Source organism: Bradyrhizobium sp. 87, assembly GCF_023073015.1.
GTDB classification, from domain to species: Bacteria; Pseudomonadota; Alphaproteobacteria; order Rhizobiales; family Xanthobacteraceae; genus Bradyrhizobium; species Bradyrhizobium canariense_D.
In genome coordinates this window covers 82122-106439 of the sequence record NZ_JADPIQ010000056.1, presented here as the reverse complement: position 1 = coordinate 106439, position 24318 = coordinate 82122, and the positions used below count along the sequence as shown (strand labels likewise).

General features: G+C 65.6%; 21 protein-coding genes and 1 tRNA gene. 13 read left to right on the top strand and 9 right to left on the bottom strand.

Translation table 11 applies throughout. From position 1 onward, the window contains the following. Positions 1-91 precede the first annotated feature (91 nt). Together IVB50_RS14485 and IVB50_RS14480 are read left to right on the top strand one after the other, a co-directional pair. A tRNA-Glu gene (locus tag IVB50_RS14485) sits at positions 92-166 on the top strand. A 62-nt stretch (positions 167-228) separates the two neighbouring features. Beyond that, complete coding sequence (locus IVB50_RS14480; protein ID WP_247296150.1) at positions 229-762, top strand: 2'-5' RNA ligase family protein; 534 nt, start codon at positions 229-231, stop codon at positions 760-762. A 62-nt stretch (positions 763-824) separates the two neighbouring features. On the opposite strand, the gene IVB50_RS14475 is transcribed toward IVB50_RS14480, so the two are convergent. After that, positions 825-1778, bottom strand: coding sequence for an alpha/beta hydrolase (locus IVB50_RS14475; RefSeq protein ID WP_085384409.1), 954 nt, complete (start codon positions 1776-1778; stop codon positions 825-827). A 1009-nt stretch (positions 1779-2787) separates the two neighbouring features. Between IVB50_RS14475 and IVB50_RS14470 the strand changes: the two genes are divergently transcribed. Then, entirely contained in the window at positions 2788-4278 is a 1491-nt protein-coding gene (locus IVB50_RS14470) for an amidohydrolase family protein (RefSeq protein ID WP_247296148.1), read from the top strand. A 3-nt stretch (positions 4279-4281) separates the two neighbouring features. Then, the gene (locus tag IVB50_RS14465) at positions 4282-5247 is read left to right on the top strand and encodes a GTP-binding protein (protein WP_247296146.1); all 966 of its coding nucleotides are present in this window, start codon (positions 4282-4284) and stop codon (positions 5245-5247) included. A 10-nt stretch (positions 5248-5257) separates the two neighbouring features. On the opposite strand, the gene IVB50_RS14460 is transcribed toward IVB50_RS14465, so the two are convergent. Next, positions 5258-5635, bottom strand: coding sequence for a tautomerase family protein (locus tag IVB50_RS14460; RefSeq protein ID WP_247296144.1), 378 nt, complete (start codon positions 5633-5635; stop codon positions 5258-5260). A 110-nt stretch (positions 5636-5745) separates the two neighbouring features. On the opposite strand from IVB50_RS14460, the gene IVB50_RS14455 reads away from it, so the two are divergent. After that, positions 5746-6345: a TetR/AcrR family transcriptional regulator gene (locus IVB50_RS14455; RefSeq protein ID WP_247296142.1), complete on the top strand. Its 600-nt coding sequence runs from the start codon at positions 5746-5748 to the stop codon at positions 6343-6345. 3 nt (positions 6346-6348) lie between these two features. On the opposite strand, the gene IVB50_RS14450 is transcribed toward IVB50_RS14455, so the two are convergent. Then, a complete protein-coding gene (locus IVB50_RS14450) occupies positions 6349-6822 on the bottom strand; it encodes a hypothetical protein (RefSeq protein ID WP_247296140.1) in 474 nt (157 codons plus the stop codon). A gap of 12 nt (positions 6823-6834) precedes the next feature. After that, a complete protein-coding gene (locus tag IVB50_RS14445; protein WP_247296138.1) occupies positions 6835-7185 on the bottom strand; it encodes a hypothetical protein in 351 nt (116 codons plus the stop codon). A 440-nt stretch (positions 7186-7625) separates the two neighbouring features. Here IVB50_RS14445 and IVB50_RS14440 point away from each other — a divergent pair, with 440 nt between their 5' ends. The 4 genes from IVB50_RS14440 (at position 7626) to IVB50_RS14425 (ending at position 15405) form a co-directional block, all read left to right on the top strand. Further along, the gene (locus IVB50_RS14440) at positions 7626-9308 is read left to right on the top strand and encodes a cache domain-containing protein (RefSeq protein ID WP_018453637.1); all 1683 of its coding nucleotides are present in this window, start codon (positions 7626-7628) and stop codon (positions 9306-9308) included. Between the two features lie 12 nt (positions 9309-9320). Then, positions 9321-9986, top strand: coding sequence for an aspartate/glutamate racemase family protein (locus tag IVB50_RS14435; protein ID WP_247296136.1), 666 nt, complete (start codon positions 9321-9323; stop codon positions 9984-9986). Positions 9987-10112: 126 nt separating this feature from the next. Further along, positions 10113-13418, top strand: coding sequence for a carboxyl transferase domain-containing protein (locus tag IVB50_RS14430; protein ID WP_247296135.1), 3306 nt, complete (start codon positions 10113-10115; stop codon positions 13416-13418). Between the two features lie 109 nt (positions 13419-13527). Next, a complete protein-coding gene (locus IVB50_RS14425) occupies positions 13528-15405 on the top strand; it encodes a sigma-54-dependent Fis family transcriptional regulator (RefSeq protein ID WP_247296133.1) in 1878 nt (625 codons plus the stop codon). A gap of 190 nt (positions 15406-15595) precedes the next feature. Here the strand turns inward: IVB50_RS14425 and IVB50_RS14420 are convergent, their stop codons facing one another. Next, on the bottom strand, positions 15596-16165 hold the full coding sequence (locus tag IVB50_RS14420; protein ID WP_204512308.1) for a flavin reductase family protein: 570 nt from the start codon (positions 16163-16165) through the stop codon (positions 15596-15598). Positions 16166-16222: 57 nt separating this feature from the next. After that, positions 16223-17320, bottom strand: a complete 1098-nt coding sequence (locus tag IVB50_RS14415) for an LLM class flavin-dependent oxidoreductase (RefSeq protein WP_018453642.1) — start codon at positions 17318-17320, stop codon at positions 16223-16225. Between the two features lie 239 nt (positions 17321-17559). Between IVB50_RS14415 and IVB50_RS14410 the strand changes: the two genes are divergently transcribed. From IVB50_RS14410 to poxB, 3 genes are all read left to right on the top strand, one after another. Next, positions 17560-18474, top strand: a complete 915-nt coding sequence (locus tag IVB50_RS14410; protein WP_018453643.1) for a 2-dehydro-3-deoxygalactonokinase — start codon at positions 17560-17562, stop codon at positions 18472-18474. A 13-nt stretch (positions 18475-18487) separates the two neighbouring features. Beyond that, positions 18488-19120: a 2-dehydro-3-deoxy-6-phosphogalactonate aldolase gene (locus IVB50_RS14405; RefSeq protein ID WP_204512306.1), complete on the top strand. Its 633-nt coding sequence runs from the start codon at positions 18488-18490 to the stop codon at positions 19118-19120. Between the two features lie 80 nt (positions 19121-19200). Continuing rightward, a complete protein-coding gene (gene poxB / locus IVB50_RS14400) occupies positions 19201-20937 on the top strand; it encodes a ubiquinone-dependent pyruvate dehydrogenase (RefSeq protein WP_204512305.1) in 1737 nt (578 codons plus the stop codon). Here the strand turns inward: poxB and IVB50_RS14395 are convergent. Both IVB50_RS14395 and IVB50_RS14390 read right to left on the bottom strand, forming a co-directional pair. Further along, positions 20934-21299 (bottom strand): hypothetical protein, encoded by a 366-nt coding sequence (locus tag IVB50_RS14395; RefSeq protein ID WP_166517536.1) that lies wholly within the window; start codon positions 21297-21299, stop codon positions 20934-20936. The genes poxB and IVB50_RS14395 overlap by 4 nt on opposite strands. A 69-nt stretch (positions 21300-21368) precedes the next feature. Continuing rightward, positions 21369-22277, bottom strand: a complete 909-nt coding sequence (locus IVB50_RS14390; protein ID WP_204512304.1) for a PaaI family thioesterase — start codon at positions 22275-22277, stop codon at positions 21369-21371. 148 nt (positions 22278-22425) lie between these two features. Here IVB50_RS14390 and IVB50_RS14385 point away from each other — a divergent pair, with 148 nt between their 5' ends. Continuing rightward, positions 22426-22746 (top strand): hypothetical protein, encoded by a 321-nt coding sequence (locus IVB50_RS14385; RefSeq protein WP_204512303.1) that lies wholly within the window; start codon positions 22426-22428, stop codon positions 22744-22746. Positions 22747-22784: 38 nt separating this feature from the next. Here the strand turns inward: IVB50_RS14385 and IVB50_RS14380 are convergent, their stop codons facing one another. Beyond that, the gene (locus tag IVB50_RS14380) at positions 22785-24254 is read right to left on the bottom strand and encodes an amidase (RefSeq protein WP_247296130.1); all 1470 of its coding nucleotides are present in this window, start codon (positions 24252-24254) and stop codon (positions 22785-22787) included. Between the last annotated feature and the right edge of the window lie 64 nt (positions 24255-24318).

Genomic DNA, 24318 nt, shown 5'->3' with positions numbered 1-24318 from the left:
TCGCCAGGACGACAGCGGAGAGCGAGCATCCGAAACCCCTCGATCCCCGCTTGCCGCCGGCAAAATTCGAGGCTATGTCCTCTCCCTCAACGCTCCCTTCGTCTAGCGGTTAGGACGCGGCCCTCTCAAGGCTGAAACAGGGGTTCGATTCCCCTAGGGAGCGCCATTGTCTTGAAGCCAGCCTTTCCCCTGATCTCGATTTGATTGTTCCGCCCCTTGGGTGCGCCTGTGGCATTGGCGATCAATATCCGGTCTGACAACGATTCAGCAGGCGAGATCGTGCGGCTGTGGCATCAGGTTGCCGTCTTCGAGGCCGAGCCCTCGATGCGTGCCCTTGGCTACCGGCCTCATTTTACGTTTGCCATCTACGATTCCCCGGCGGCTCACGAGAAGGCTGCGTGCGATGCAATGCTGGCAGCTAGTTCTGGCGAGAGGCAACTGCGGATCAGGTTCAAACGAATTCGCTGGTTCGAAGCTTCTCCGCTTGTCCTCTGGGCGGAGCCGGAGGCCAACGAATCCGTGGCTCGCATCCACGGCATCATCAGCGCGGCAATCGATCCAGCGCATTGTCGTCCTCACTACCGGCCCGGCGCTTGGACGCCCCATTGCACGCTCGGCACTGCTATTGCCGATGAACGCCGCGATGATGCGATGGACTTCGCGCACGCGTTTGACCGCAACATTGAAGTGTTGTTCGACGTGGTGGATTGCGTCGCCTTTCCGCCTGTGCGGATCATCGCCGAGCGAAAATTGCCATTGTAGTTGGTTGTCGCTTCGGTGTCATTGATCGCGACGCATCAAACTCATGCCGCGCAGGCGCTCTCCTAAGCGATCGTGCCGTCGATCGAGCGGCGGATCACCCGCTGCACTTCGGCATTCGACAGAAAAAGATCGTGGTTGATGATGCCCCAGCCTTCCGCTGACGCATCGACCACGCGTACGCCGAGGCGCGCGATGACGGCTTTTTCGGCGGCGCCGACCCTGGTCATTCCACCTGCGATCTGTCCCGACAACGCCAGTGCGCGATCGTTCGTCGCGGCGATCACGGTGATTTTGCCCGCAAGCGGACCGATGCGCTGGATCGCTGACGAGAACACGTCCATGTCGATATCGGGCGCGGCAAACACCACGGCGCCGATCTTGCTCGTCACTGTGTCGCCGTATCGCGCATAGAGCTGACGCAGGCTTTCGAGCGACAGCATGGTTCCCATGCTGTGCGCAACGATGTTCACGCGGCCGGTGCCTGGCGCCGACACGAGTGTGGAGAGCACGCGCTCGAACTCGTCGCGGGACCACATCGCACTGTCGCGGTCATAGGCATAGTCGAACAGTCCTGCCTTGGAGGGCCAGGAGAACACCATGGTCCGGCCGCGGAACTTGATCCCATCGGAGAGATGGGCGCCATCCAGCACCGCCGTCTCGAACGTCTGCTTGAAGCCGTGCACATAGATCAGCACGTCTCCTCCGCCGGCCTGCGCAACGAGATCGCCAACGTCGGCCGACACCGGTTCGACCCGGTCAAGGCGCCAATCGCCAAGTCCAACCGAGGCCAGAGAAAGGCGGCTCTCGTCCGGCGCCCCCAGCTTCGCCCGCGCGATTGTCATGGTCGTCGCGCGCTCCGGCCCGAACCAGGGCTTCGTGCGACCGCCGTTCACCGGCTTGCGCGTGGTGGTGACGAGCAATGTGGGGTCAAGGGATAACGATGACGCGTCGAAACGCGCCCCGGTCGCACCCAAGCCGGCGCATCCGCCAAGCGCGAGGGCGGTCCCCGCCGACATAAATCCGCCGAGGAGAGCGCGGCGCGAAATAGAATGACGAGGGTCGCGTTGCAGGAGACGTCGAGCGATCACACAAAACCTTTGGGAACTTTGCCCACCGTAGCGCCCCGCTACATCTCTGAATGATAATGGGGGCGAGAAGACGGCGGAGCTGCTCTGCGGTCCATTGCATGGTCGTGCAGTCCGTCGTCTCCGCCGGTTGGGCGAAACAGCCGCAAACGCAAGTCAATCCCTCTCCGCAAAAATATTCCAGTTTACCGAAATTCGGAAATATCGTATGTGTCGGCCATCCCAGCCCACAAAAGGGGCGGTCGTACGTCGTCACGAACGCGGGCTGGGAGTTGCGGTGGACGCGGGCGGCGTTAAAGGCGGGCTTGTTGCGTGCAGGGCGAGATGAACCTCGTGAGCACGGCACGAACCGCATCGACGGACGGCGCCCAGACCTCGCGAAGCCTCTGGCGAAGCAGGCATGTCCTGCGAAGCCTCTTGGCGAAGCAGGGTCAGCCTGCGTACGGCGAAACCGTGTGGTCCTGGCCGTCGTTGCTACGGTCAAGCCTTTGCGAAGGCGTCAGCGCGTCAACCGGCGCGGTGCCGTGCATTTCGCGGGGGTGACGGAGACAAAAAGGAACTCGTCTCCGGGGAGAGCGCGGCATAGGCCGTCAAACCATCGCGCAGGGAAGGCCTGGTCTCGGCTGCCCTGTGTCTCCCCTATGCATTGCGTGTGCAATCAGTTCGCATGGGGGTTTTTATGGGTGCCAGCCGGCGCCCGGTCTTCCCTGCGCCCTTTCTTTTCGAGGGGGTGAAGCGAGAAGCATAGCTCGGGCAAAACATGCCGCGAGGCTGCGAGCGCGTATCCGCAACCCGCATGCAAACTGACCTCCCTTTCGAGCCTCCCTTTCGAGCCTCCCTTTCGAGCCTTCCTTGCGAGCATGATGCGTCAGCATCGGTGGAGGTGGTCGTCCCTCCCGGAATCTGCCTTGATGCGAATTCAGCGCGGAGGAATTTTGATATGAGCGGCTTGGTGATCTCTGGCGGCCGGGTGGTGGATCCCGCCAGCGGAATGGACGCGGTTGGTGATGTGGCGGTCGTGGACGGCAGGATCGCCGCGATTGGCGCCTCGCTCGGAAGCGCCGAGCGGACGATCGACGCGACCGGGCTCGTGGTCGCCCCCGGCTTCATCGACCTTCATGCGCATGGCCAGTCGCTCCCCGCGGATCGGATGCAGGCGTTCGACGGCGTCACGACCACGCTCGATCTCGAAGCGGGCGTGCTGCCGGTCGGATCCTGGTATGAGCGCCAGGCGCGGAAGGGGCGCGTGCTGAACTACGGCGCGGCCACCAATTGGGCTTTCGCGCGTATCGGCGCGATGACGGGCTCCAATGCGGAGAGCTCGCTGGAGGCGTTCGGCAACGCCATGCGCGATCGCCGCTGGATGGACAATGTGGCCAGCGATGCGGAGGTTGCCGGCATTCTCGAGCGCCTTTCGCGCGGTCTGAACGAGGGCGGCATCGGCATCGGGATCTTGAACGCCTATGCGCCGGGCGCCGGCGTGCAGGAGCTGACCGCGGTCTGCCAGCTCGCGGCCGCGCAGGACGTGCCGACCTTCACCCATGTCGCCTACATGTCGCGCATCGATCCCGAGAGCGCGGCGGAAGCCTATATCCGCCTGATCGGCTATGCCGGAGCCACCGGCGCGCACATGCACATCTGCCATTTCAACTCGTCGAGCAAGACCGACGTCGAGCGCTGCCGCGTGCTGATCGCGAAAGCGCAGGCGCAGGGCCTGCCCATCACGGTCGAGGCCTATCCCTACGGCACCGGCTCGACCGTGCTGGCGGCCGCCTTCTTCAGCGACCCCGAATTCGTCGAGCGCAACGGCACCGGTTACGATTCCGTGCAGCGGGTCACCGACGGCCATCGCTTCAGCGATCGCGAGGAGCTCCTGAAGGCGCAGGCGGAAGAGCCGTCCTCGCTGGTGCTGTGGCACATCCTCGACACCGAGAACAATGCGCATCACCGCGACCTCCTCGACATGTCGGTGCTCTATCCCGGCGGCGCGATCGCCTCCGACGCGATGCCGTGGACGACGTCGGACGGCAAGACCTACACCGGCGATGCCTGGCCGCTGCCGAATGACGCCACCTCGCATCCGCGCTCGGCGGGCTGCTTCACGAAATTCATCCGCGAATGGGTGCGCGAGCGCAAGACCGTGTCGCTGCTCGAAGGCGTGCGCAAATGCGCGCTGATCCCGGCGGAGATCCTGTCGCAGAGCACGCCCGCGATGCGCGCAAAAGGTCGGCTCGCGAAGGATGCCGATGCCGACATCGTCGTGTTCGACTACGAGAAGCTCTCGGACCGCGCGACCTTCACGGCGATGAACCGTCCCTCCGAAGGCGTGCGGCATCTGATCGTCAGCGGCCAGCCGTTAATCACAGATGGTGTGCTGGACGTCGCGGTGCGGCCCGGCCGTCCCGTGCGCCGTCCCGTCGTCGGGAGCTGAGACATGCCGGTCCCCATTCTCCTGGTGACGGGCTTTCTGGGGGCCGGCAAGACCACTGTCGTGAACCATCTGCTGGCGCATGCGGAGGGGCGGCGGATCGCCGCTGTGGTCAACGATTTCGGTGCGATCAACATCGATGCCGAGCTGATCGCCGGCGCGAGCGACGGCGTGGTCAGCCTCGCCAATGGCTGCATCTGCTGCTCGCTCGAAGGCGACCTGCTGCGCACGCTTGCGACGCTGCTGCGGCGTGATCCGAAGCCGGAATACATCGTCATCGAGACCAGCGGCGTCGCCGATCCCGCCGAGATCGTCCGCAATTTGATGGATCCCGTGATCCTGCGCGAAGCGCCGTTGGAAACGGTGCTCTGCGTGATGGACACGGCGACACCGCCGGCCGCTCTCGACGACGCGCTGCACCGCTCGCAGCTGCGCGTCGCCGACATCGTGGCGCTGAGCAAGCTGGATCTGGCGGATGAGGGTGCGGGCGGGCGTATCCGCGAGGCCATCCGCGCACAGCGCGTTCCTGCCGTGGTGGTCGACGCGCAGCACGGCGAGATTCCGTCCGCGCTGCTGTTTCCCGCGACCGTCGATCGTGCGCCCGCGCCGCGCAAACCCGGACCGAAACGTCCGGCAGAGCAACGCTTCGAAACCCTGAGCTGGACCTCGGACCAGCCACTTTCGCTCGCCCGCTTGCAGCAGGCCATCGGCCGCCTCGCGCCAAAACTCGCGCGGGCAAAAGGCCTGTTGGAGACCGTCGAGCAGCCCGGGCGCCAGATGGTGTTTCAATTCGCGGCCGGCCGCGCCACGCTCGCCCCTGCAGATGCCGCGCTCGCCGTTAGCGATGCCGCGCTCGCCGTTGGCGATGCCCCGGCTCTGCCGTGCGCGCGGATTGTTTTCATCGTCGAGCTAGGCGTGCTCTCGAAGGCGGAGCTCGACGGGATCATGGAGACCTGCGTTGCGGATCGGTGAAGCTGCCGCTTCAGGCGAATTGCGCGATGCCATTTCCAACGGACCAGTTCTCCGCGGGCGCATCGAGGACGTTGACGAACACGTCCTCGGGGCGGAGGCCCGGGTTTTCGCCGAGCAGGTCCGCGATCCGCCGGTACAGGGCCTTCTTCTGCTCGGGGGTGCGCGAGGCGAACACGGTGATCTGGATCAGCACGGCATCGTCGCTGCGCGTGACGCTGTAGGCATTGCCGCAGCGGAAGTTCGCGGGCGAATGCTCGCTGATGGTCATGAACTCGTCGCCTTCAGGGACGTTCAGGGCCTCACGCATGGCGCGGTAGAGGCCGCCGAGGATTGCCTTCCGGTAAGCTTCCGGCTTTCCGGCGCGCATCGAGATGTGGAGGAGAGGCATCGCGAAATCCTCATTGACGAAAGGGCGCATCGGCCCCAGTTTGTTTTTGACGCGGCGTCAAGAAATCATGTTTTTGACATCGTGTCAAATATGCTTGATAGGGGCAAAGCTTGAGGCCGCGCGAGTTCGACCACGACGATGTCCTGCGTATCGCCTTCGACCAGTTCTGGCGCAAGGGCGTGCGCGGCACCTCGCTGTCGGACATCGCGCGCGACGCCGGTGTCCAGCGCGGCAGCCTCTACAACGCCTTCGGCACCAAGGAGGCGCTGTTCCTGCAGGCCTATGAGCGCTATGCGGCCGATTATCTCCTTGCGCTGCAAAAGGCGCTCGGCGCGGGCTCATTGCGAAAGCGCCTCACCGCGTTCTTCGACCTGACCATCAGCAACTTCCGCGCCGGCACGCCGCCGCGCGGATGCCCGACGACGCGCGGGCTGATGGAGCTCGGCGCGGCCGAAGGCGAGGGGCTGGACGAGGAGGCGCGGCAGGCCTTCGCGAACCTCATCTCGCGCATCACCGTTCTGGTTCAGGAGACGTTGTCGGCAGGTGCGGCGCGCGGTGAATTCAACGGCAATTCCGCGGCCGCGGCGCTGCACATCATCACGGTGACGCGCGGCCTCGCCGTGCTCGAACGTGCCTTCGGCGACGAGGCGCAGCTGCGCAAGATCGCGTCCCACACCATCGATCTCGTGCTCGGCAGGAAGGGCGGCTAGGTGTCAGCAGACCGCGAGCGCGTTGACCGCCCGCGTCGTCACGGTCTCGTTCTCGTTGCCGACGAACTGGCAGACGACAGTTTGGAGCTCGCCCGGCTGCTTGCCGCGTGCCACCGCCAGCAGTCGCATCAATTCCGCCTCGTCCTTCGACAGGCGTCGGCACGACGGCGGCATGAAGCACAATTGGCAGGGCCGGCCGCTGCGCAGGATTCTGACGAGCGCGGCAACGCGTGCGACCAGCAGCGGGCTGTCGGTGATGCCAGGCGCCTCGTCGGCAAAGCGATAGGCCGCCTCCCAGCAATCGGACGCGCCGGTCGTATAGGCGGCAGCGATGAACCGGAACAGCGAGAGCGTGACGCGGCCAAAATCATCGTAGCTCTCGACGTCAGGCCGCGTCGCAAGCGCGGCCTGAAGCGGACAGAGCCGCGCCTCGCCGGCTTCCGTGGCAGGCACAGAGCCGCAACTATCCTGCATCATGCGCGATCCCGGTCAGTGCAACGTGGGGCTTCCGACCAGCCAGCTCTTCATCGCCATCGTCTGGTCATGGTCCAAAGACGGAACGTGCCGGTCGGGCAGGATGAGACCCGCCATGCGGAAGATCGTTGCAAGCCCCCGCACGGGTGCGAGAGCCCAATCGGCGCCGACTGGCGGCAGCCAGCATTCGAACTGCTCGCGCGCGATATCGTCGCGCTCTTTCTGCGCGGCCGCGATCGCCCGTAACATGCTGTGCTCGCTGTCGGACATGCGGCGGCAGGTCGGGCAGTGCACCGCGATGGCCGTATGCGCCGTGCAGGCAAAGATCTCGATGATGGATTCCAGCGAAGGCACGGCGTCGCCCACGCCAAAATGGTCGTCACTTGCTGGATGTCGGCCGCGGTCGGAACGGCGCTTCCGCTGCGCGCCTTGGCCCGAAATCCCCAAATGAAGAGCCGCTCCGCTGCGCTCAGCGCCGGAAGGTCGAGAGACCCTGTCGATGTCGATTGGTGCATTGAGCCTCTGGCCTCCGGCTGCGCCCATGCCCCGGCTGGCGCCGATGATCTGCGCCGATCGTTCCGTCAGAGCCCCCTGCAAGTCAACGCTCGGAGGGGCGATGTCGAGGTCTTCTAGTTTTGAAGAGTTCGCATCTCGGATGCAGCCAGCCTCGCGAGCCTGCGAGCCGTCTGCGGCATGCCGGTAGGATGCATGGAGTTTTGCGGGGTGGGGGAACCCGAATGCTTAAAGCTTTGCTAAGGGGCGCGGGATAAACTGGCATATCAGCCTTCCAAATCTTGCGAGCACCAATGTTTTTCTCCCGCATCAGTTTCAAGCTGGTCCTGATTGTCGGCATCAGCCTCCTTGGCATGATCGCGCTGGCGCCGATCGCGCTTTCGACCTTGCGCGCGCAGATGATCGCCGATCGTCAGGCCAAGACGCAGCACTTGGTCGACGTCGGCTACGGCATCCTGGCGCACTACCAGAAGCTCGAGAGCGAAGGAAAACTCCCGCGCGAGCAGGCCCAGGCCGGCGCGATCGCGGAGATCAAGAGCCTGCGCTACGACAAGGTCGAGTATTTCTGGCTGAACGACATGACCCCCAAGATGGTCATGCATCCGATCAAGCCCGAACTCGACGGCAAGGATCTCTCCGGGATGAAGGATCCGTCCGGCAACGCGCTGTTCGTCGGCTTCGTCGACGTCGTCAAAAAGCAGGGCGCGGGCTTCTACAGCTACCTCTGGCCGAAGCCCGGCTTCGACCAGCCGGTCGGGAAAATCTCCTATGTGAAGGGCTTTGCGCCCTGGGGCTGGATCATCGGCACCGGGATCTATCTCGACGACGTCGACGCCGTTTTCCGCCAGAATGCGATGACCTTCGCCCTGGTGTGCCTGGTCGTGTTCGTGCTCGTGCTCGGCGCCTCCTTCGTGATCGGCCGCAGCGTGACCCGGCCGCTGGCGAAGATCACGGCACTGACCGACCGCCTCGCCGCCGGCGACAGCGCGTTCGACGTGCCCCATACCGATCGTCGCGACGAGATCGGCGGGCTCGCCAAGGCGCTCGCCGTGTTCAAGGACAATGCGTCGGCGGTCGGCCGCATGCACGCCGAACAGCAGGAGACGAAGCAGAAGGCCGACGAGGAGAAGCGCAAGACGATGACCGACCTCGCCGGCAAGTTCGAAGCGAACGTTCAAGCCGTCGTCCGCGACGTGTTCAAGGAGGCGCGCGCGATGCAGCAGGCCGCGCAGGGCATGTCCGAGACCGCCGACAAGGCGACCGACCGTGCGAGCCTCGTCGCCACCGCCTGCCAGCAGGCCTCGAGCAACGTGCAGACGGTGGCCTCCGCCGCCGGGCAGCTGTCGTCCTCGATCGCCGAGATCAGCCAGCGCGTCGCGCAGGCTGCAAGCGTGGCCGACAAGGCCGCCGCCGACGGTCAACGCACCAACGACACCGTGCAGGGACTTGCTGCAGCCGCGCACAAGATCGGCGAGGTCATCGACCTCATCAACCAGATCGCCTCGCAGACCAATCTGCTCGCGCTCAACGCCACCATCGAGGCGGCGCGCGCCGGCGAGGCCGGCAAGGGTTTTGCAGTGGTGGCAAGCGAAGTGAAGTCGCTGGCGAGCCAGACCGCGAAGGCGACCGACGAGATCGGCGCGCAGATATCGGCGATCCAGGCCGAGACCAACCAGGTGGTCGGCAACATCGACAGCATTCGCAAGACCATCATGGAGGTCAACGAAATTTCCTCGTCGATCGCCGCAGCCGTCGAGGAGCAGGGCGCCGCGACGGCGGCGATCGCGCACAGCGTACGGGAGGCCGCCTCCGGCACCGACCAGGTTTCGCAGAACATCTCGGGTGTGACCGACGCGACGGCGGAGACCGGCCAGGCCGCCGGCCTCGTGCTGCAATCGAGCGGCCGGCTGTCGCAGAAGCTGCAATCGCTGGAAGACGAGGTCAGTGCTTTCGTTGCGGGGGTACGGGCGGCCTAGTATAGCAGGAGAATGAGCGCGCGCATTCTCCTGATCAATCCGAACAGTTCTGTGGCGACCACTGAGATGATGGTCGCCATCGCGAGGTCGGCCGCCGTGGACGGCTTCGACATCGACGGCGCGACCGCAACGCGCGCGCCGCAAATGATCGTGACGCCGGATGCGCTGGATGCAGCTTCCATCGAAGTTCTGGAGATCGCGCAGTCGAACCGGCATGCATGCGACGGCATCATCGTCGCGGCGTTCGGCGATCCCGGGTTGGCCGGGATCAAAGCCGCGGTTAAACGGCCCGCGGTCGGTATCGGTCAGTCCTCCATGCTGGCAGCCGCCGAGAACGGCCGTCGCTTCGGCGTGGCGACCACGACGCCGCTGCTGGAATCGAAGATCGACGCCGTGCCGGACGCGCTGGGGTTGCGATCGCGTTATACCGGCGCCCGCTTCGCCAAAGGCGATCCGCAAGACCTGATGGGCGATCCGGCGCGATTGCGTGCGGCGCTTGCCGGCGCGGTCGAGGCCTGCATCGCACAGGATGGCGCGGAGGCGGTCATCATCGGTGGCGGCCCGCTGGGCGAAGCTGCGTGCGAGCTTCAGCCGATGTTCACCGTGCCGATCATCGCGCCGATCCCGTCTGCCGTGGCGCGGATTATTCGCCTCATCACGGCGCGCGCGACCGATTGAAATTCCGGCCCGCGGGAACGGTCGTCGGGACCGCGTTCTTGCCCTTGACGGCCTCGGTTAAAGTGACGAAGCAGAACCATGGGACCTGCCGACCCGCGCTTGGGCACGCGGGCATGGAGACGCTGCATGTCGTTCAAGAAGCTCCTGATCGCCAATCGCGGCGAGATCGCCATCCGCATCGCGCGCGCCGCAGCCGATTCCGGCATCGCGACGGTCGCGATCCATCCCGCGGACGATGCGATGTCGCTGCATGTGCGGGTTGCCGACGAGGCCGTCGAAATCCCCGGTCGCGGCGCGCGGGCCTATCTCGACATCGAGGCCGTGGTCAAGGCGGCGAAGAGCGCAGGCTGCGACGCCGTGCATCCCGGCTACGGCTTCCTCAGCGAGAACGCTGCGTTCGCGAAGGCCTGCGCCGATGCAGGCATCGCCTTCGTCGGGCCCCGGGCCGCGGCGCTCGAGTTGTTCGGCGACAAGGTGGCGGCACGGCAACTGGCAAAGCGCTGCGGCGTCCCGATCATCGCCGGCACCAGCGGGCCGTCCTCGCTGGAGGACATCGCGGCGTTCTTCACCTCGCTCGGCAGCAACGCGGCAATCGTGATCAAGGCAATGGCCGGCGGCGGCGGGCGCGGCATGCGCGTGGTCGAGCGCGCTGCCGATCTCGCGGAGGCCTATGCGCGCTGCCAGTCCGAGGCCAAGGCCGCGTTCGGCTTCGACGGCGTCTATGCCGAGCGGTTGATCCGGCAGGCGCGCCATATCGAGGTGCAGATCATCGGCGATCGCGACGGCGCGATCTCCCACCTCTGGGAGCGCGAATGCACCATTCAGCGCCGACACCAGAAGCTGATCGAGGTGGCGCCGAGCCCGTCGCTCAGCGACGGCTTGCGTGGCCGTATCATCGCGGCGGCGAAGCAACTCGCCGTGGCCGCGTCGTACGACAATCTCGGCACGTTCGAGTTCCTGGTCGACGGTGCCGCCGAAGACAGTTTTGCCTTCATCGAGGCCAACCCGCGGCTTCAGGTCGAGCACACCGTGACGGAAGAGGTGCTCGGCCTCGATCTCGTCCGCGCCCAGCTCGCGGTCGCCGCCGGTGCCTCGCTTGCCTCGCTCGGCCTGGCGCAAGGCTCGATCCCGAAACCGCGCGGCTATGCCATGCAGCTCCGCGTCAACATGGAGACACTGGACGAGCTAGGCGCGACGCACCCGACCGGCGGCGTGCTCGCCGTGTTCGAACCGCCGTCGGGCCCCGGCGTCCGCGTCGATAGTTTCGGTTATGCCGGCTACAAGACCAGCGCCGCCTTCGACTCGCTGCTGGCAAAGGTCATCGTGCATACGCCCGGTGAAGCCTGGCACGACGTGGTCGCCAAGGCTTCGCGCGCCTTGCGCGAGTTTCGGATCGACGGCGTCATCACCAACATCGCCTTCCTCCAGGCGGTGCTGGCGCATCCCGACTTCAGGTCCAACCGCATCGCGACCGACTTCATCGATTGCAACATGGGCAAGCTCGTCGAAGCCGCGGATGGCGCGGCCAAACCACTTTATTTTGCAGCGACGGAGCGAAACGGCGGTCCCGGCACCGAGGCGCATACGGCACAGACCGTGCCCGAAGGCACAGTGATGGTCGCGGCACCCTTGCAGGGGACCATTGTCACTATTCAGGTGAAGGAAGGCGAGGTCGTGCGCCCGGGCCAGCAGCTCGCCGTGATCGAATCCATGAAAATGGAACATCTGGTCATGGCCGAGCAGGGCGGCCGCGTCACGAAGCTACTCGCCGGCGACGGTATCACGCTGATGCATGGCGAGCCGATCATGTATCTGGAGCCGCTCGACGTTGCGGCGGACGCGTCGGCAACGGAAACCGATGTCGATCTCGACCACATCCGTCCTGATCTCGCCGAACTGATCGCCCGCCAGGCCAACACGCTCGACGAAAATCGCCCTGCCTCCGTCGAGCGCCGCCGCAACACCAATCAGCGCACCGCGCGCGAGAATGTCGCGCAGCTCGTCGACGACGACTCGTTCATGGAGTACGGCAGCCTTGCGATTGCGGCGCAGCGGCGCCGGCGCAAGCTCGACGATCTCGTCAAGAACACGCCGGCCGACGGCCTCGTCATGGGCGTCGCGACCGTGAACGCCGAGAAGTTCGGTCCCGAAGGCGGGCGCTGCATCGTCGTGGCCTACGACTACACCGTGCTCGCGGGCACGCAAGGCCACATGAACCACAAGAAGATCGACCGCATGCTGACGCTCGCGGAAGACTGGCGCGTGCCGCTGGTGTTCTATGCCGAGGGCGGCGGCGGCCGCCCCGGCGATACCGACCGGCTCGGCATGACCGGGCTTGATGGTCCGTCCTTCGTGCAGTTCGCAAGGCTCTCGGGTCTGGTGCCGGTTATCGGCATCGTCTCCGGCTATTGCTTCGCCGGTAATGCCGCGATGCTCGGCTGCTGCGATGTCATCATCGCAACCAAAAACGCCTCGATCGGCATGGGGGGCCCCGCGATGATCGAAGGCGGCGGGCTCGGTGTCTATCACCCGGCCGAGGTCGGTCCTGTTACGTTCCAGTCGCCGAACGGCGTGATCGACATCCTCGTCGAGGACGAAGAAGAGGCAACATCCGTTGCGCAAAAATACCTATCCTATTTCCAGGGTGCGGTGACGGACTGGCAGGCCGCCGACCAGCGCCTGCTGCGCCGCGCGATCCCCGAGAACCGCCTGCGCGTCTACGACATCCGCAGCGTGATCGACCTCGTCGCGGATAAGGAGTCCGTGCTGGAGCTGCGCCGCGACTACGGTGTCGGCATGATCACGGCGTTGATCCGTGTCGAGGGCAAGCCGTTCGGCCTGATCGCCAACAATCCGCGGCATCTCGGCGGTGCGATCGACGCCGATGCCGGCGACAAGGCCGCGCGCTTCCTCCAGCTCTGCGACGCCTTCGATCTGCCGATCGTCTCGCTGTGCGACACGCCCGGCTTCATGGTCGGTCCGGAAGCCGAGAAGACGGCAATCGTGCGCCACGTCTCGCGCATGTTCGTGACAGGCGCGAGCCTGACTGTGCCGTTGTTCGGCATCGTGCTGCGCAAGGGCTATGGGCTGGGTGCACAGTCGATGATTGGCGGTGGCTTCCACGCCTCATTCTTCACCGCGGCCTGGCCGACCGGCGAGTTCGGCGGCATGGGCCTGGAGGGTTACGTCCGCCTCGGCTTCCGCAAGGAGATGGAGGCGATCGCCGACCCCGTCGAGCGCGAGACTTACTATCGCAACAAGGTCGCCGAGCTCTATGCCAACGGCAAGGCGGTCTCGATCGCCTCCGTGTTCGAGATCGACAACGTCATCGACCCCGCCGAGACCAGGCGCTGGATCATGGCGGGCCTGCGCTCGGTGCCGAAGCCGCCGGCGCGGACTGGGAAGAAGCGGCCCTGTATTGATACGTGGTGAGGGCGGTGCAGCAATTCTGATTGCGCTTCGCCGCGTTCCCGGTTCCCGATTGACATCCCCGCCTGCGGTGCCAGACTTTGCACAATAATGCAGGGTGGAGACGTCCGCGATGGCCAGCCTTTCGGCCTCGAACCATGTCGCCCGTGTCTTGTCCGTCGCCAATCAGGTTATAGACCGCTTGGCCGACGTCGATGCCTCTTCGCGCATTGCCAATTCCTGGCGGCGCTGCCTGGTCAGCCACAAGCTCGATCCCGGCCGTCAGGGGCCGCCGCAGACGCTCACCGAAGCCGAGATCCGTCACGTCGCCGAACCCATGGAGGAGACGATCCGGCTTGCAACACCGGAGCTCGACGACCTCGCCCGGGTACTGCGCGGTGCCGGTTATTGCGTCAACCTGGCAGACGTGAACGCAACCATGCTGTTCAGCCGCCTGCCCGGCGAGGCCGACGCACGACTATTCATGGACTGGAAGATCTACACAGGCTCGAATTTTTCCGAGGCCTCCGAAGGCACCAATGGGCTCGGCACCGCGCTCGCCGAGCAGAAGCCGATCCTGGTGCATCGCGACGAGCATTTTCGCGCGCAGTGGCACATGTTTTCCTGCGCCGTGACGCCGCTGTTTGACCAGGCGGGACGGCTCGCAGGCGCCGTGAACATCACCTCCTGCCGCGAGGACCTCGAACGCACCGCGCATCAGCTTGCGCTCGCGGTGACGATGGAGGCAACGCGGCGCATGGAGGGCGCGATCTTCCGCAGTCATTTCCGCAACGCCTGGATCGCGACCGTGCCGGGCGACGGCGGCGGCGGCCTGCTCGCCTATGACGACGATCGCCGCATCGTCGGCGCCTGCCGTTCGGCGCGCGCACTGCTGGGTCTCACCGACGGCTTGATCGCAGCCGGCATCGATCTGTCGCGCTATGTCAAATTCGACCATCCCGCCGCGCGCGACGCAGACGATCTCGTCGAACTGCGCCGGGCCGATGGCAGTTCACTAGGGCACGGCCATGTCGCGCCGCCGCTGCGGGCGAGGGCCTCGACCCGTCCGCTCGCGCCGCGCCGCGATGCACCGGTCGATCGCTTCGATGCGCTGCAGCGGCTCGCCGGACGCGATCCCAGCCTGATCAGGAGCGTGAAGCGACTTAGAAGCATCGGCGATCGCAATCTGCCGGTGCTGCTGCATGGCGAGACCGGCGTCGGCAAGGATGTGTTCGCCCGTGCCATTCACGCAGCCGGCAATCGCGCGCGCCACAACTATGTCGCGCTGAACTGCGCGGCGATGCCGGAAAGCCTGATCGATGCCGAGCTGTTCGGCTACGAGGCCGGCGCCTTCACCGGCGCACGCCGCGACGGCTCGAAGGGCCTGATCGTGCAGGCAGACGGCGGCACGCTGTTCCTCGACGAGATCGGCGACATGCCGATCGCGCTGCAGACGCGGCTGCTACGGGTGCTGGAGAACCGCGAAGTCTGGCCGCTCGGCGCGCTGAAGCCCGTGCCGGTCGACATTCGCCTGATCAGCGCCACCCATCGCGATCTCGGCCGCATGGCCGAGGAGGGCGCCTTCCGCACCGACCTATATTTCCGTCTGCGCGGCATGGAGGTGCGGCTGCCGGCCTTGCGCGAGCGCGCCGACCGCGACGACGTCATCCGCCAGATCGCTCACGAGGAGGCGCCGAATTGCTCGCTCTCGGACGAGGCCTGGGCGCGGCTCGCGGCCTATCCCTATCCCGGCAACATGCGCCAGCTTCGGCATGTGCTGCGGCTCGCCGGCTGCACGGCGGAGGACGACGTCATCACCGATGCCGACCTCGATCTGCCGCCGTTTGGTGGAAGGGCGGAGCCGGATCTCGCAGCGGCGGAGCGCGCGGCGATCGTCGAAGCCTTGCGCAAACACGGCGGCCGCGTGACGGAAACAGCGCGCGCGCTGAAGCTGAGCCGCGCCACGCTGTATCGCAAGATCAAGCAGTTGAAGATCGAGACGACGCAGTAGCGATCTTTCTTCCCTCTCCCCTTGCGGGAGAGGGCGGCTCGCCGCGAACGCGGCGAGACGGGCGAGGGGTATCTCTCCGCACTTGACTCTCTTGCTTCTGAGTCCGCGGAGAGATACCCCTCATCCGGCGCTTCGCGCCACCTTCTCCCGCAAGGGGAGACGGGAGCGGCAGCGAGCCTGCCGCCGCTCTCTACGAAAAATCGCTCCAGCTCAGATGTCGCGAGTCGAGGTCGCCGACTGTCACGGTGCCGCGGATTTCGCGCGGGGCGTGGAAGCTGCTGCGCAGATACACGAGCGGCGCCGCCCCGTCGGAATGCGATGCGCCGCGCACCTCGCCGACGAAGATCGAATGCGTCTTGGTCTCGAATTCCTGCGCCAGCACGCAGTCGAATGCGGCGACCGCATCGCTCAGCACCGGCGCGCCGGTCACCCCACGCGTCCACTCCCCGAACGCAAAACGGTCGTCGCCATTGACGCCCTTCTGGCCACTGAAGGTAAGCGCCAGGAGGGCGTGGTCCTCGTGCAGGAAGTTGATCGCGAACGCGCCTTCCTCGCGGATGCGCGCGTGCGCACTGGCGTTGCGGTTGACGCACACGATCAGGGATGGTGGCGAGTCCGACAGTGAGCAGGCCGAGGTCACCGTCAGCCCCGTGCGCTTGCCGTGCTCGGCGCCGACCGTCACCAGCGCGACCGCGCCGGCGCACTGGCGCATCGCCTGCTTGAAATTCTTAGCGTCGAAAGCACTGGCGTCCACCGTCACGCGGAAATCTCCGAAATGGATGTGGGTGCGGCACGATCGCGCCGCACCCGCGTCGGGTCAAGCCGCCTTCTTCGCGGAGCCGAGATGCTTCAGGCGCGGCATCACCTCGTTCTTCAGCAGCGACAGCGAGTGATGCCAGGCTTCAGCCTTGTGCTTGTAGTCGAAGCCGAACACCAGCAGCACGCCGAAGCCGCCGACCTCCTCGTAGATCTTCTCGATTTTCTCGGCGACGGTCGCTGGCGAGCCGACGATCCAGTTCCGCTTGGCGCAATATTCGACGGTGACGTCGCTATCGGGCACGTCGGGCGCGTGCTTCAGATAGTCCTTGAAGCCGAAATGGCCGAGCAGCGGCAGGAAGTACTCGCCCATCATCCGGCCCATCATGTCGCCGGTCGAGAGCCGCCACGCTTCCTCGTCGGTATCGGCGACGAACACCTCGCGCACCAGCCGCCAATCGGCCCGGTCCGGCTTGCGCCCGGTCTTGGCGGCACCGGCTACAACCGAATCCCAATGACTGCCGACATAGGCCGGGTTCAGGTTGAGGCTCATTGGAATGAAGCCGCGCTCGCCGGCGAGCTTCAGCGTGTCCGAGTTCTTCGAGAGCCCAGCGACGCCGATCGGCGGGTGCGGCGTCTGCAACGGCTTGATGTGGGGTTTCAAGAAGTCGAACATCGTGTCCGGCTTGGTCACCGTCCAGAATTTGCCCTTGTAGGTCCAGGGCGCGGGATCGCTCCACATCTTCAGAATGATCTCCAGCGCCTCGCGCGTCATGTCGCGGTTCTGTCCGCTCATGCCGTCGACATTGAACATGGCCCAGTCGCTCGGCAGGCCGCTCGCCGCGACGCCGAAATTGAGCCGACCTCCCGAGAGGTGATCGAGCATGGCGACGCGGTTGGCGAGCTCGGCCGGGTGGTGATAGGGCAGCAGGAAGCCGCCCGGCCCGATACGGATATTCTTGGTCTGCATCAGCGCCTGCGCGATCAGCAGATCGGGCGTGGGATTGGGTTCCCAGGGCGCGGTATGGTGCTCGCCGACCCAGGCCTCCTGATAGCCGAGCTCGTCGAGCCAGCGCATGACCTGCAGGTCCCAGTCGTTCCCTTCCTTCAGGCCGCACTCCGGCGGGTGCGAAGGCATCGTGAAATAGCCGATCTCCATGGGTTTCCTCATCTGATGTTGACGCGTCTTATTGCGCGGTTCACGGACGTGAGCAGGGTTGCTTGAGCAAGCGGTGTGCCACCGCTCCGCAAGCGGTGTGCCAGCGCTACAGCGGCTCAGTCCCGCGAGAAAACGCTGGTTTGCGGCGGCAATAGCCGATATCCCGTGGCGAATTTGCGGGCCGTCGTCTCATTGTCGCGAGACGGCGTCTTGCCGGTGAGACGAGGACGAGAACCGAGATGACCGAACCCGCTTACGTCGCGGTGGACTGGGGCACCAGCAGCTTCCGGCTCTGGTTGATCGATCGTACCGGCGTAGTGCTGGCCGAACGCCGCAGCGGCGAGGGCATGCTGGCGGCGGCAAAGACCGGCTTCGCGGCCGTGCTGCAATCCCATCTTGCCGCCGTCGAAGCACCAGCTCATCTGCCGGTTCTGGTCTGCGGCATGGCCGGCGCCAAGACGGGCTGGGTCGAAGCCGGATATGTCGATACACCCGCGCCGCTCGCGGCCGTCCTGGAGCAGGCCGCGCACGTGCCGGGCGAAGCACGCGATATCCGCATCCTGCCGGGTATCGCGCAGCGCGATACAAGAGCGCCGGACGTGATGCGCGGCGAGGAGACACAGCTGCTCGGCGCGCTTGGTCTCGATGCCGCAGGTGAGGCGCTGGTCTGCATGCCCGGCACGCATTCGAAATGGGTACGCCTGAAGGACGATACGATCGCGCATTTCTCCACCTTCATGACCGGCGAGCTCTTCAGCGTTGTGTCGCGCGAGACGATCTTGTCGCTTGCGGTCGCAGGCGCCGAAGACGCCGAGGACGTCGCGAGCTTCAAGGCGGCGGTGAGAGCTGCGTATGAGGCGCCGTCGTTCGCGGCCAATTTTCTGTTCGGCGCGCGCTCGCGTCAGCTTCTGTTCGGGAGCACACCGGCCGCGGCGCGCGAAACGCTGTCGGGCACTTTGATCGGCATCGAGCTGGCCGCCGGGCTCTCCGGCGCCGTGCCGAAAGCAGGCATTACGTTGATTGCCTCGGGGCGGCTCGCGATGCTGTACACGTTGGCTTTCGATGCGTTGTCGGTCACCGTGAACCCCGTCGATGCCGATGAAGCGGTCCGCCGCGGTCTGTCGATGGCGGCTGCCGCGATCTGGACGAAATGAGAGGACTGTTGAAATGAGCGTTCCCTTTCCGGCGATGAAGCGGCCACTGCTTGCGATCCTGCGCGGCGTGAAGCCCGAGGAAACGCAGGCCATCGTCGGCGTGCTGATCGAGGCCGGCATGACCGCGATCGAGATCCCGCTAAACTCGCCCGATCCGTTCCGCTCCATCGCCACCGCCGTCAAGCTCGCGCCGGCCGGCGTGCTGATCGGCGCCGGCACGGTGCTGACCACAGCGGATGTCGATCGGCTCAACGATGTCGGCGGCAAGCTGATGGTCTCGCCGAATGTCGATACGCAGGTGCTCACGCGTGCGCACCAATACGCCATGGTCACGTTGCCGGGCGTGTTTTCGCCGACCGAGGCGCTGCTGGCCGCGCGCTCCGGCGCCTCTGGCCTGAAGTTCTTTCCGGCAAGCGTGCTCGGCGCGTCCGGCATCGCCGCGATCCGCGCCGTGCTGCCGGCCGGCGTGATGATCGCCGCCGTCGGCGGCGTCTCCGACCAGAATTTCGCGGAGTACATCGAGGGTGGCGTGACGGCGTTCGGGCTGGGCTCCAACCTCTACAAGCCCGGCATGACGGTAACGGACGTTGCCGCTCGCGCAAAATTGACGATCGCGGCCTACGATCGGGCGATTGCGAAAGACTGAAGCGGCAATAAACAAGCCGTGATGTCGTCACGGTCGCACGTTATCCTATCTTGCTGCACCAGCGAGATCAGGAGACCGACATGGCGATCAACAATGTAGCCGATCTGTTCGTGGCAACGCTCGAACAGGCTGGCGTCAAGCGCATCTACGGCATCGTCGGCGACAGTCTGAATGCGCTGACCGAAGCGCTGCGGCGGCGCGGCACGATCGAATGGATCCATGTCCGGCACGAGGAGGTCGCGGCCTTCGCCGCCGCCGGGGAAGCGGAAATGACGGGCAGCCTTGCGGTGTGCGCGGGCTCGTGTGGTCCCGGCAATCTGCATCTGATCAACGGCCTGTTCGACGCCCATCGCAGCCGCGTTCCCGTGCTGGCGATCGCCGCGCAAATTCCGACCGCCGAGATCGGCAGCGGCTATTTCCAGGAGACGCATCCGCAAAACCTGTTCCGCGAGTGCAGCCATTATTGCGAGCTGGTCTCCGATCCGAGTCAGCTTCCCTACGTGCTGGAAAACGCGATCCGCGCGGCGGTCGGCATGCGCGGCGTCGCCGTTGTCGCCATGCCGGGCGACGTCGCCTTCCGCAGCCCACCCAAGCGCGCGCTGTCGACGGCGCGTGGCCTTGCGCTGTCGGCGCCGAAGGTTGTGCCGCAGGCGGATGAGTTGAAGGCGCTTGCGGATCTCCTGAACGGCGCCGAACGCATCACCCTGTTCTGCGGTCGCGGCTGCGCCGGCGCGCATGCGCCGCTGATGCAGCTTGCGGAAGCCTTGAAGAGCCCGATCGTGCATGCGCTGGGCGGAAAGGAGCATGTCGAATACGACAATCCCTACGATGTCGGCATGACCGGCTTCATCGGCTTCTCCTCCGGCTATGCCGCCATGCACGCCTGCGACGCGCTGGTGATGCTCGGGACCGATTTTCCCTACAAGCAGTTCTTCCCGACCGATGCCAAGATCGCGCAGATCGACATCCGTCCGGAAAATCTCGGGCGCCGCTGCAAGATCGACCTCGGCCTGGTCGGCGACGTCAAGCTCACCCTCGAGGCGCTGCTGCCGCTTCTGAAATCCAAGACGCAGCGCAAGCACCTCGACGATGCGATCGCGCATTACAAGAAGGCGCGCGAAGGCCTCGACTCGCTCGCCAAGGGCACGCCGGGCAGCAAACCAATCCATCCGCAATACCTGGCAAAGGTCATCAGCGACCATGCGAGCGATGATGCGGTGTTCACCGCCGATGTCGGCACGCCGACGGTGTGGGCCGCGCGCTATCTCGAGATGAACGGACGCCGCCGGCTGATCGGCTCGTTCGTGCACGGCTCGATGGCCAACGCCATGCCGCAGGCGATCGGCGCGCAGGCCGCGCAGCCCGGCCGGCAGGTGATCTCGCTCTCCGGCGACGGGGGCTTCACCATGCTGATGGGCGATCTGATCACGCTGACGCAGATGAAGCTGCCGGTGAAGGTGGTCATCTTCAACAACGGCGTGCTCGGCTTCGTCGCACTGGAGATGAAGGCGGCCGGTTTCGTCGACACCAATGTCGATCTGGAGAATCCGGACTTCGCGGCGATGGCGCGCGCGATGGGTATCTTCGCAAGGCGGGTCGAGGATCCCGGCGAGCTTCCAGGTGCGATGAAGGAGATGCTGGCCCACCACGGACCGGCGCTGCTCGATGTGGTCACCGCCAAGCAGGAGCTGTCGATGCCGCCGACCATCACGCCCGAACAGATCAAGGGCTTCAGCCTCTGGGTCTTGCGCGCCGTGATGAACGGCCGCGGCGACGAGGTCGTCGATCTCGCCAAGACCAATTTGCTGCCGCGCTAGCCGCGCTTGACCGATGGCACGGGCAGCCGCTCATGGCGGCGCTGGAAGCGTTGCCAGTGCAGCACGATCCCGATCAGCAGCGCCGGCACGAAGCCGAGCGCGATCAGAAAGTGGGGCAGCTGCGTTGGCGAGATGAACGCGATGCCGATGTCGGAGATCAGCCAAAGCGCGGCGAACATCACCGCGAAATCGGTGCGCGGGCAGCGCAGATAGTAGAACACGGCGGTGATGACGACGGCGGGTCCGATGGCGATGCCGATCATCACCGTCGTCAGCTCCTTCGGCGTCAGCGCGTCGAGCACCATCGCTGCCAGCAGCCAGAGCGCGGCGAACATGGCGATGATGTCGAGCGGATGCCGCAAGCCAATACCTCTCGTGAGGGGACGCGCTATCGTTGTGGCCCAGACCTTGGCCGTCAAGGGAAAATGCGCCTATTCCTCGTCGTTTCCGGGCGTCGGCCGCAGCATGAAATGGCCGAAGGCTGTGGCGATCGGCTTGTTCGCATCGTCCTGCCAGGCCCGTGCCTCGAAGGCGACGATGCGCCGGCCCTGTTTCACGATCGAGACGTTGGCGAACGTGTCGAGCGCGCGGCCGGAGCGCAGATAGTTGACGGTCAGTCCGATCGGCTTGGGCAGTGCGGTGGCGCCGAGTTCACGGGCCACTCCGAAGATCGCGGTGGTTTCGAGGAAGGCGCCGGTCATGCCGCCATGGATCGCAGGCAGAATCGGATTGCCGATGATCTTTGGCGAGAACGGCATCGTCAGTGTGCCGTCGTCGTTGACGCGAATGCCGAGGCAGCGTGCGAACGGGCTGTTGGCGAACGGGCCTTCCGGATCGTCCGGCGCCTCCAGCCTCGGGATGCCGGGCGAATCCATCCTGCGATCCGCGAGCATGTTGGTGCGGTTGGCGCCGATCATGAAACAGGCGGTCGCGGTCGCGACCGGATCGTCCTCGGACTCCTGATAGGCGGTGGAGCGCACGAAGGCAATCGAACGCGTGGTGCGGTAGCAGACCGAATGCGCCTTGATGTCGAGGCCCGGCGTTGCCGGCTTCTGATAGTCGATGCGCAGATCGAGCGTCGCGATCGCGCTTGTGCCGTCCAGCGCGAGTTGCACCGCCATGCCGCAACTCTCGTCCAGCATCGCGGTGACGACCCCGCCATGCAGGACGCCGGTCTCGGTGTCACCGACAAAGACCGGCCGGTAGGGCAGGCTGGACCAGGCTTCGCGCGGTGCGAAGCGGTCGAGCTGGAGCCCGCTGATCTGGCCGTAATCGGAGCGGCGACCCTTGATCGCCTCGGCGAGGTCCTCGAACGAAAGTGTGGTCGGTGAGCTGGACATGAGGACGTTCTAGACCAGTGGCGGGCGCGGCGCAAAACCCCGAATGCGCGTCCCACGGTGGGTGCCGGGGGCGGTTTGGCCTCGACAGGGCGGGCCGAAGCAACGATGGTGGGCGCCTCGTTCGTTCGACCAGCCGTAAGGAGTGCCCATGGCCGATCCCGAAACGCCCGTCACCAGCCAGGGGCCCGTCATCATTTCGACATCGAGCTCGGAGCGGGCGCCGATCATCTATTTCGACGGTGCATCCTGCTTCGGCCACCACAACGGCGCGATTCAAATCGAGCTTGCGGCGAACCTTCTGATGCCGGTCGGCGCCGCCGTCAGGGTTGATGTGGTCCAGACCGCGCATCTGCGTTGCAGCGTGGCCGCGGCGCTGGCTCTGCGCGAAGCGCTCGAAAAGGCGCTGGCAATGTACCAGCAGGGCCAGCAGCAGCCCCGGCCGGAGGAAATTCCCTCGGTGAAGAACTGAGGCCGTTCGCGGATCGCAAGTTAATGCGATCAACTCGCTCAGCTCACATGCACCTTCGGCTTCCTGCCGTCGTTCCACTTGCCGTCGAGCGCGCGCTCGATCTGGGCGGCGAGTTGCAGCAGGAGGCCGTCATTGGCCTGCTTCGCAATCGCCTGGATGCCCAGCGGCAGGCCGTGGTCCTGCGTGGCCATCGGCATCGAGATCGCCGGCATGCCGCAGAGATTGGCGAGCGGCGTGAAGGCGAAGAAGCGCCAAAGATTGCCGAACCAGTCGAGCACGTCGGGGTTGTCGGAGATGGTGAGATATTCCCGGGTGCCGACCTTCGGCGTCGGCAGCGCCGTGATCGGGGTCAAGATCACGTCCCACTGCTCGAAGAAGGCGCCGAAGGCGCGCGAGGTCGTGTTGAACACGCCTTGCATCTTCGCCCGCTCGGCGAAGCTCGTATGCCGGCCGGCTTCCCAGATCCGGATATTCATGGGTTCGATGAGATCTTCCGGCGGCCGTTCCAGTCCGCGCGCGGCGAGCATGTTGGAGATCACCACGGCAAAATTCGAGATGTAGCAGGTGGTCTGCGCCTCGAACGCGGCGCGGAACTCGAGTTCGGGCAGGGCGTAGTCGACGTGATGGCCGAGGCCTTCGAGGAAGCGGCCGGCCTTCGCCAGCTCGGCCGCGATCTCGGGCGTCGCGGTGTAGTCGCCCCAGCTGTGCGACAGCGCGATACGAAGCTTTGACGGGTCGCGCTTGATCATCTCGGAATAAGGCTGCGCCGTGGTCCAGAACGGCATGAATTCGCCGGGCGCCGCTCCCCTTGCATGGTCGACGAAGGCGGCGGTGTCGCGCACCGAGCGCGACTGGCAGCCCTGGATCGAGACGAGGCCGGTGAGATCGGACATGTGCGGTGCGAGCGAGAACACGCCGCGCGAGACTTTCAAGCCGATATTGCCGTTGACGCCGGCGGGAATGCGGATCGAGCCGCCGCCGTCAGTCGCGTGTGCGATCGGCACCACGCCGGCCGCGACCATTGCGGCGCTCCCGGCCGACGAGCCGCAGGTGGTGTAGTCGGTGTCCCAGGGATTGCGCGTGACATAGACGGCCGGATTGTCGGCCGAGCTGCAGACGCCGAACTCCGGTGTCGTGGTGCGTCCGATCAGGTTCAGTCCGGCCTGGCGGAATTTGCCGGTCAGGAACGTGTCGGCGCTGGCGCGATTGCCGCGCATTAACAGCGAGCCCATCTCCTGGAGCCGCCCCTTCATGGTCGGGCCGAGGTCCTTCATCAGGAAGGGCAGGCCTGCGAACGGGCCGGCGAGATTGGCGCCGTCCTTGGCCGGATCGGCGATCACGTCATCGAACAGCTCGACCACGCCCGACAGTGCCGGATTGACCTTGGCGACGCCCGCGGCGGCCTGGCGCGCCAACTCCTTTGCCGTGAGCTCGCCCTTGCGGACGCGCGCGGCCAGCCCCACGCCATCGTGCTGCGCCCATTCGTTCCAGCTCATCGGGAAAGTCATGCGATCCAAACCTCTTCGTGCGGCGCCACCTTAGTTTCGCACAGGAACACTTTAATCAACTGAG

Coding starts and splice junctions, on each gene's coding strand:
- IVB50_RS14475 (WP_085384409.1), bottom strand. CDS start 1,778: ATGTCGGCGGGGACCGCCCTCGCGCTTGGCGGATGCGCCGGCTTGGGT.
- IVB50_RS14470 (WP_247296148.1), top strand. CDS start 2,788: ATGAGCGGCTTGGTGATCTCTGGCGGCCGGGTGGTGGATCCCGCCAGC.
- IVB50_RS14465 (WP_247296146.1), top strand. CDS start 4,282: ATGCCGGTCCCCATTCTCCTGGTGACGGGCTTTCTGGGGGCCGGCAAG.
- IVB50_RS14460 (WP_247296144.1), bottom strand. CDS start 5,635: ATGCCTCTCCTCCACATCTCGATGCGCGCCGGAAAGCCGGAAGCTTAC.
- IVB50_RS14450 (WP_247296140.1), bottom strand. CDS start 6,822: ATGATGCAGGATAGTTGCGGCTCTGTGCCTGCCACGGAAGCCGGCGAG.
- IVB50_RS14440 (WP_018453637.1), top strand. CDS start 7,626: ATGTTTTTCTCCCGCATCAGTTTCAAGCTGGTCCTGATTGTCGGCATC.
- IVB50_RS14435 (WP_247296136.1), top strand. CDS start 9,321: ATGAGCGCGCGCATTCTCCTGATCAATCCGAACAGTTCTGTGGCGACC.
- IVB50_RS14430 (WP_247296135.1), top strand. CDS start 10,113: ATGTCGTTCAAGAAGCTCCTGATCGCCAATCGCGGCGAGATCGCCATC.
- IVB50_RS14425 (WP_247296133.1), top strand. CDS start 13,528: ATGGCCAGCCTTTCGGCCTCGAACCATGTCGCCCGTGTCTTGTCCGTC.
- IVB50_RS14415 (WP_018453642.1), bottom strand. CDS start 17,320: ATGGAGATCGGCTATTTCACGATGCCTTCGCACCCGCCGGAGTGCGGC.
- IVB50_RS14410 (WP_018453643.1), top strand. CDS start 17,560: ATGACCGAACCCGCTTACGTCGCGGTGGACTGGGGCACCAGCAGCTTC.
- IVB50_RS14405 (WP_204512306.1), top strand. CDS start 18,488: ATGAGCGTTCCCTTTCCGGCGATGAAGCGGCCACTGCTTGCGATCCTG.
- poxB (WP_204512305.1), top strand. CDS start 19,201: ATGGCGATCAACAATGTAGCCGATCTGTTCGTGGCAACGCTCGAACAG.
- IVB50_RS14390 (WP_204512304.1), bottom strand. CDS start 22,277: ATGTCCAGCTCACCGACCACACTTTCGTTCGAGGACCTCGCCGAGGCG.
- IVB50_RS14385 (WP_204512303.1), top strand. CDS start 22,426: ATGGCCGATCCCGAAACGCCCGTCACCAGCCAGGGGCCCGTCATCATT.
- IVB50_RS14380 (WP_247296130.1), bottom strand. CDS start 24,254: ATGACTTTCCCGATGAGCTGGAACGAATGGGCGCAGCACGATGGCGTG.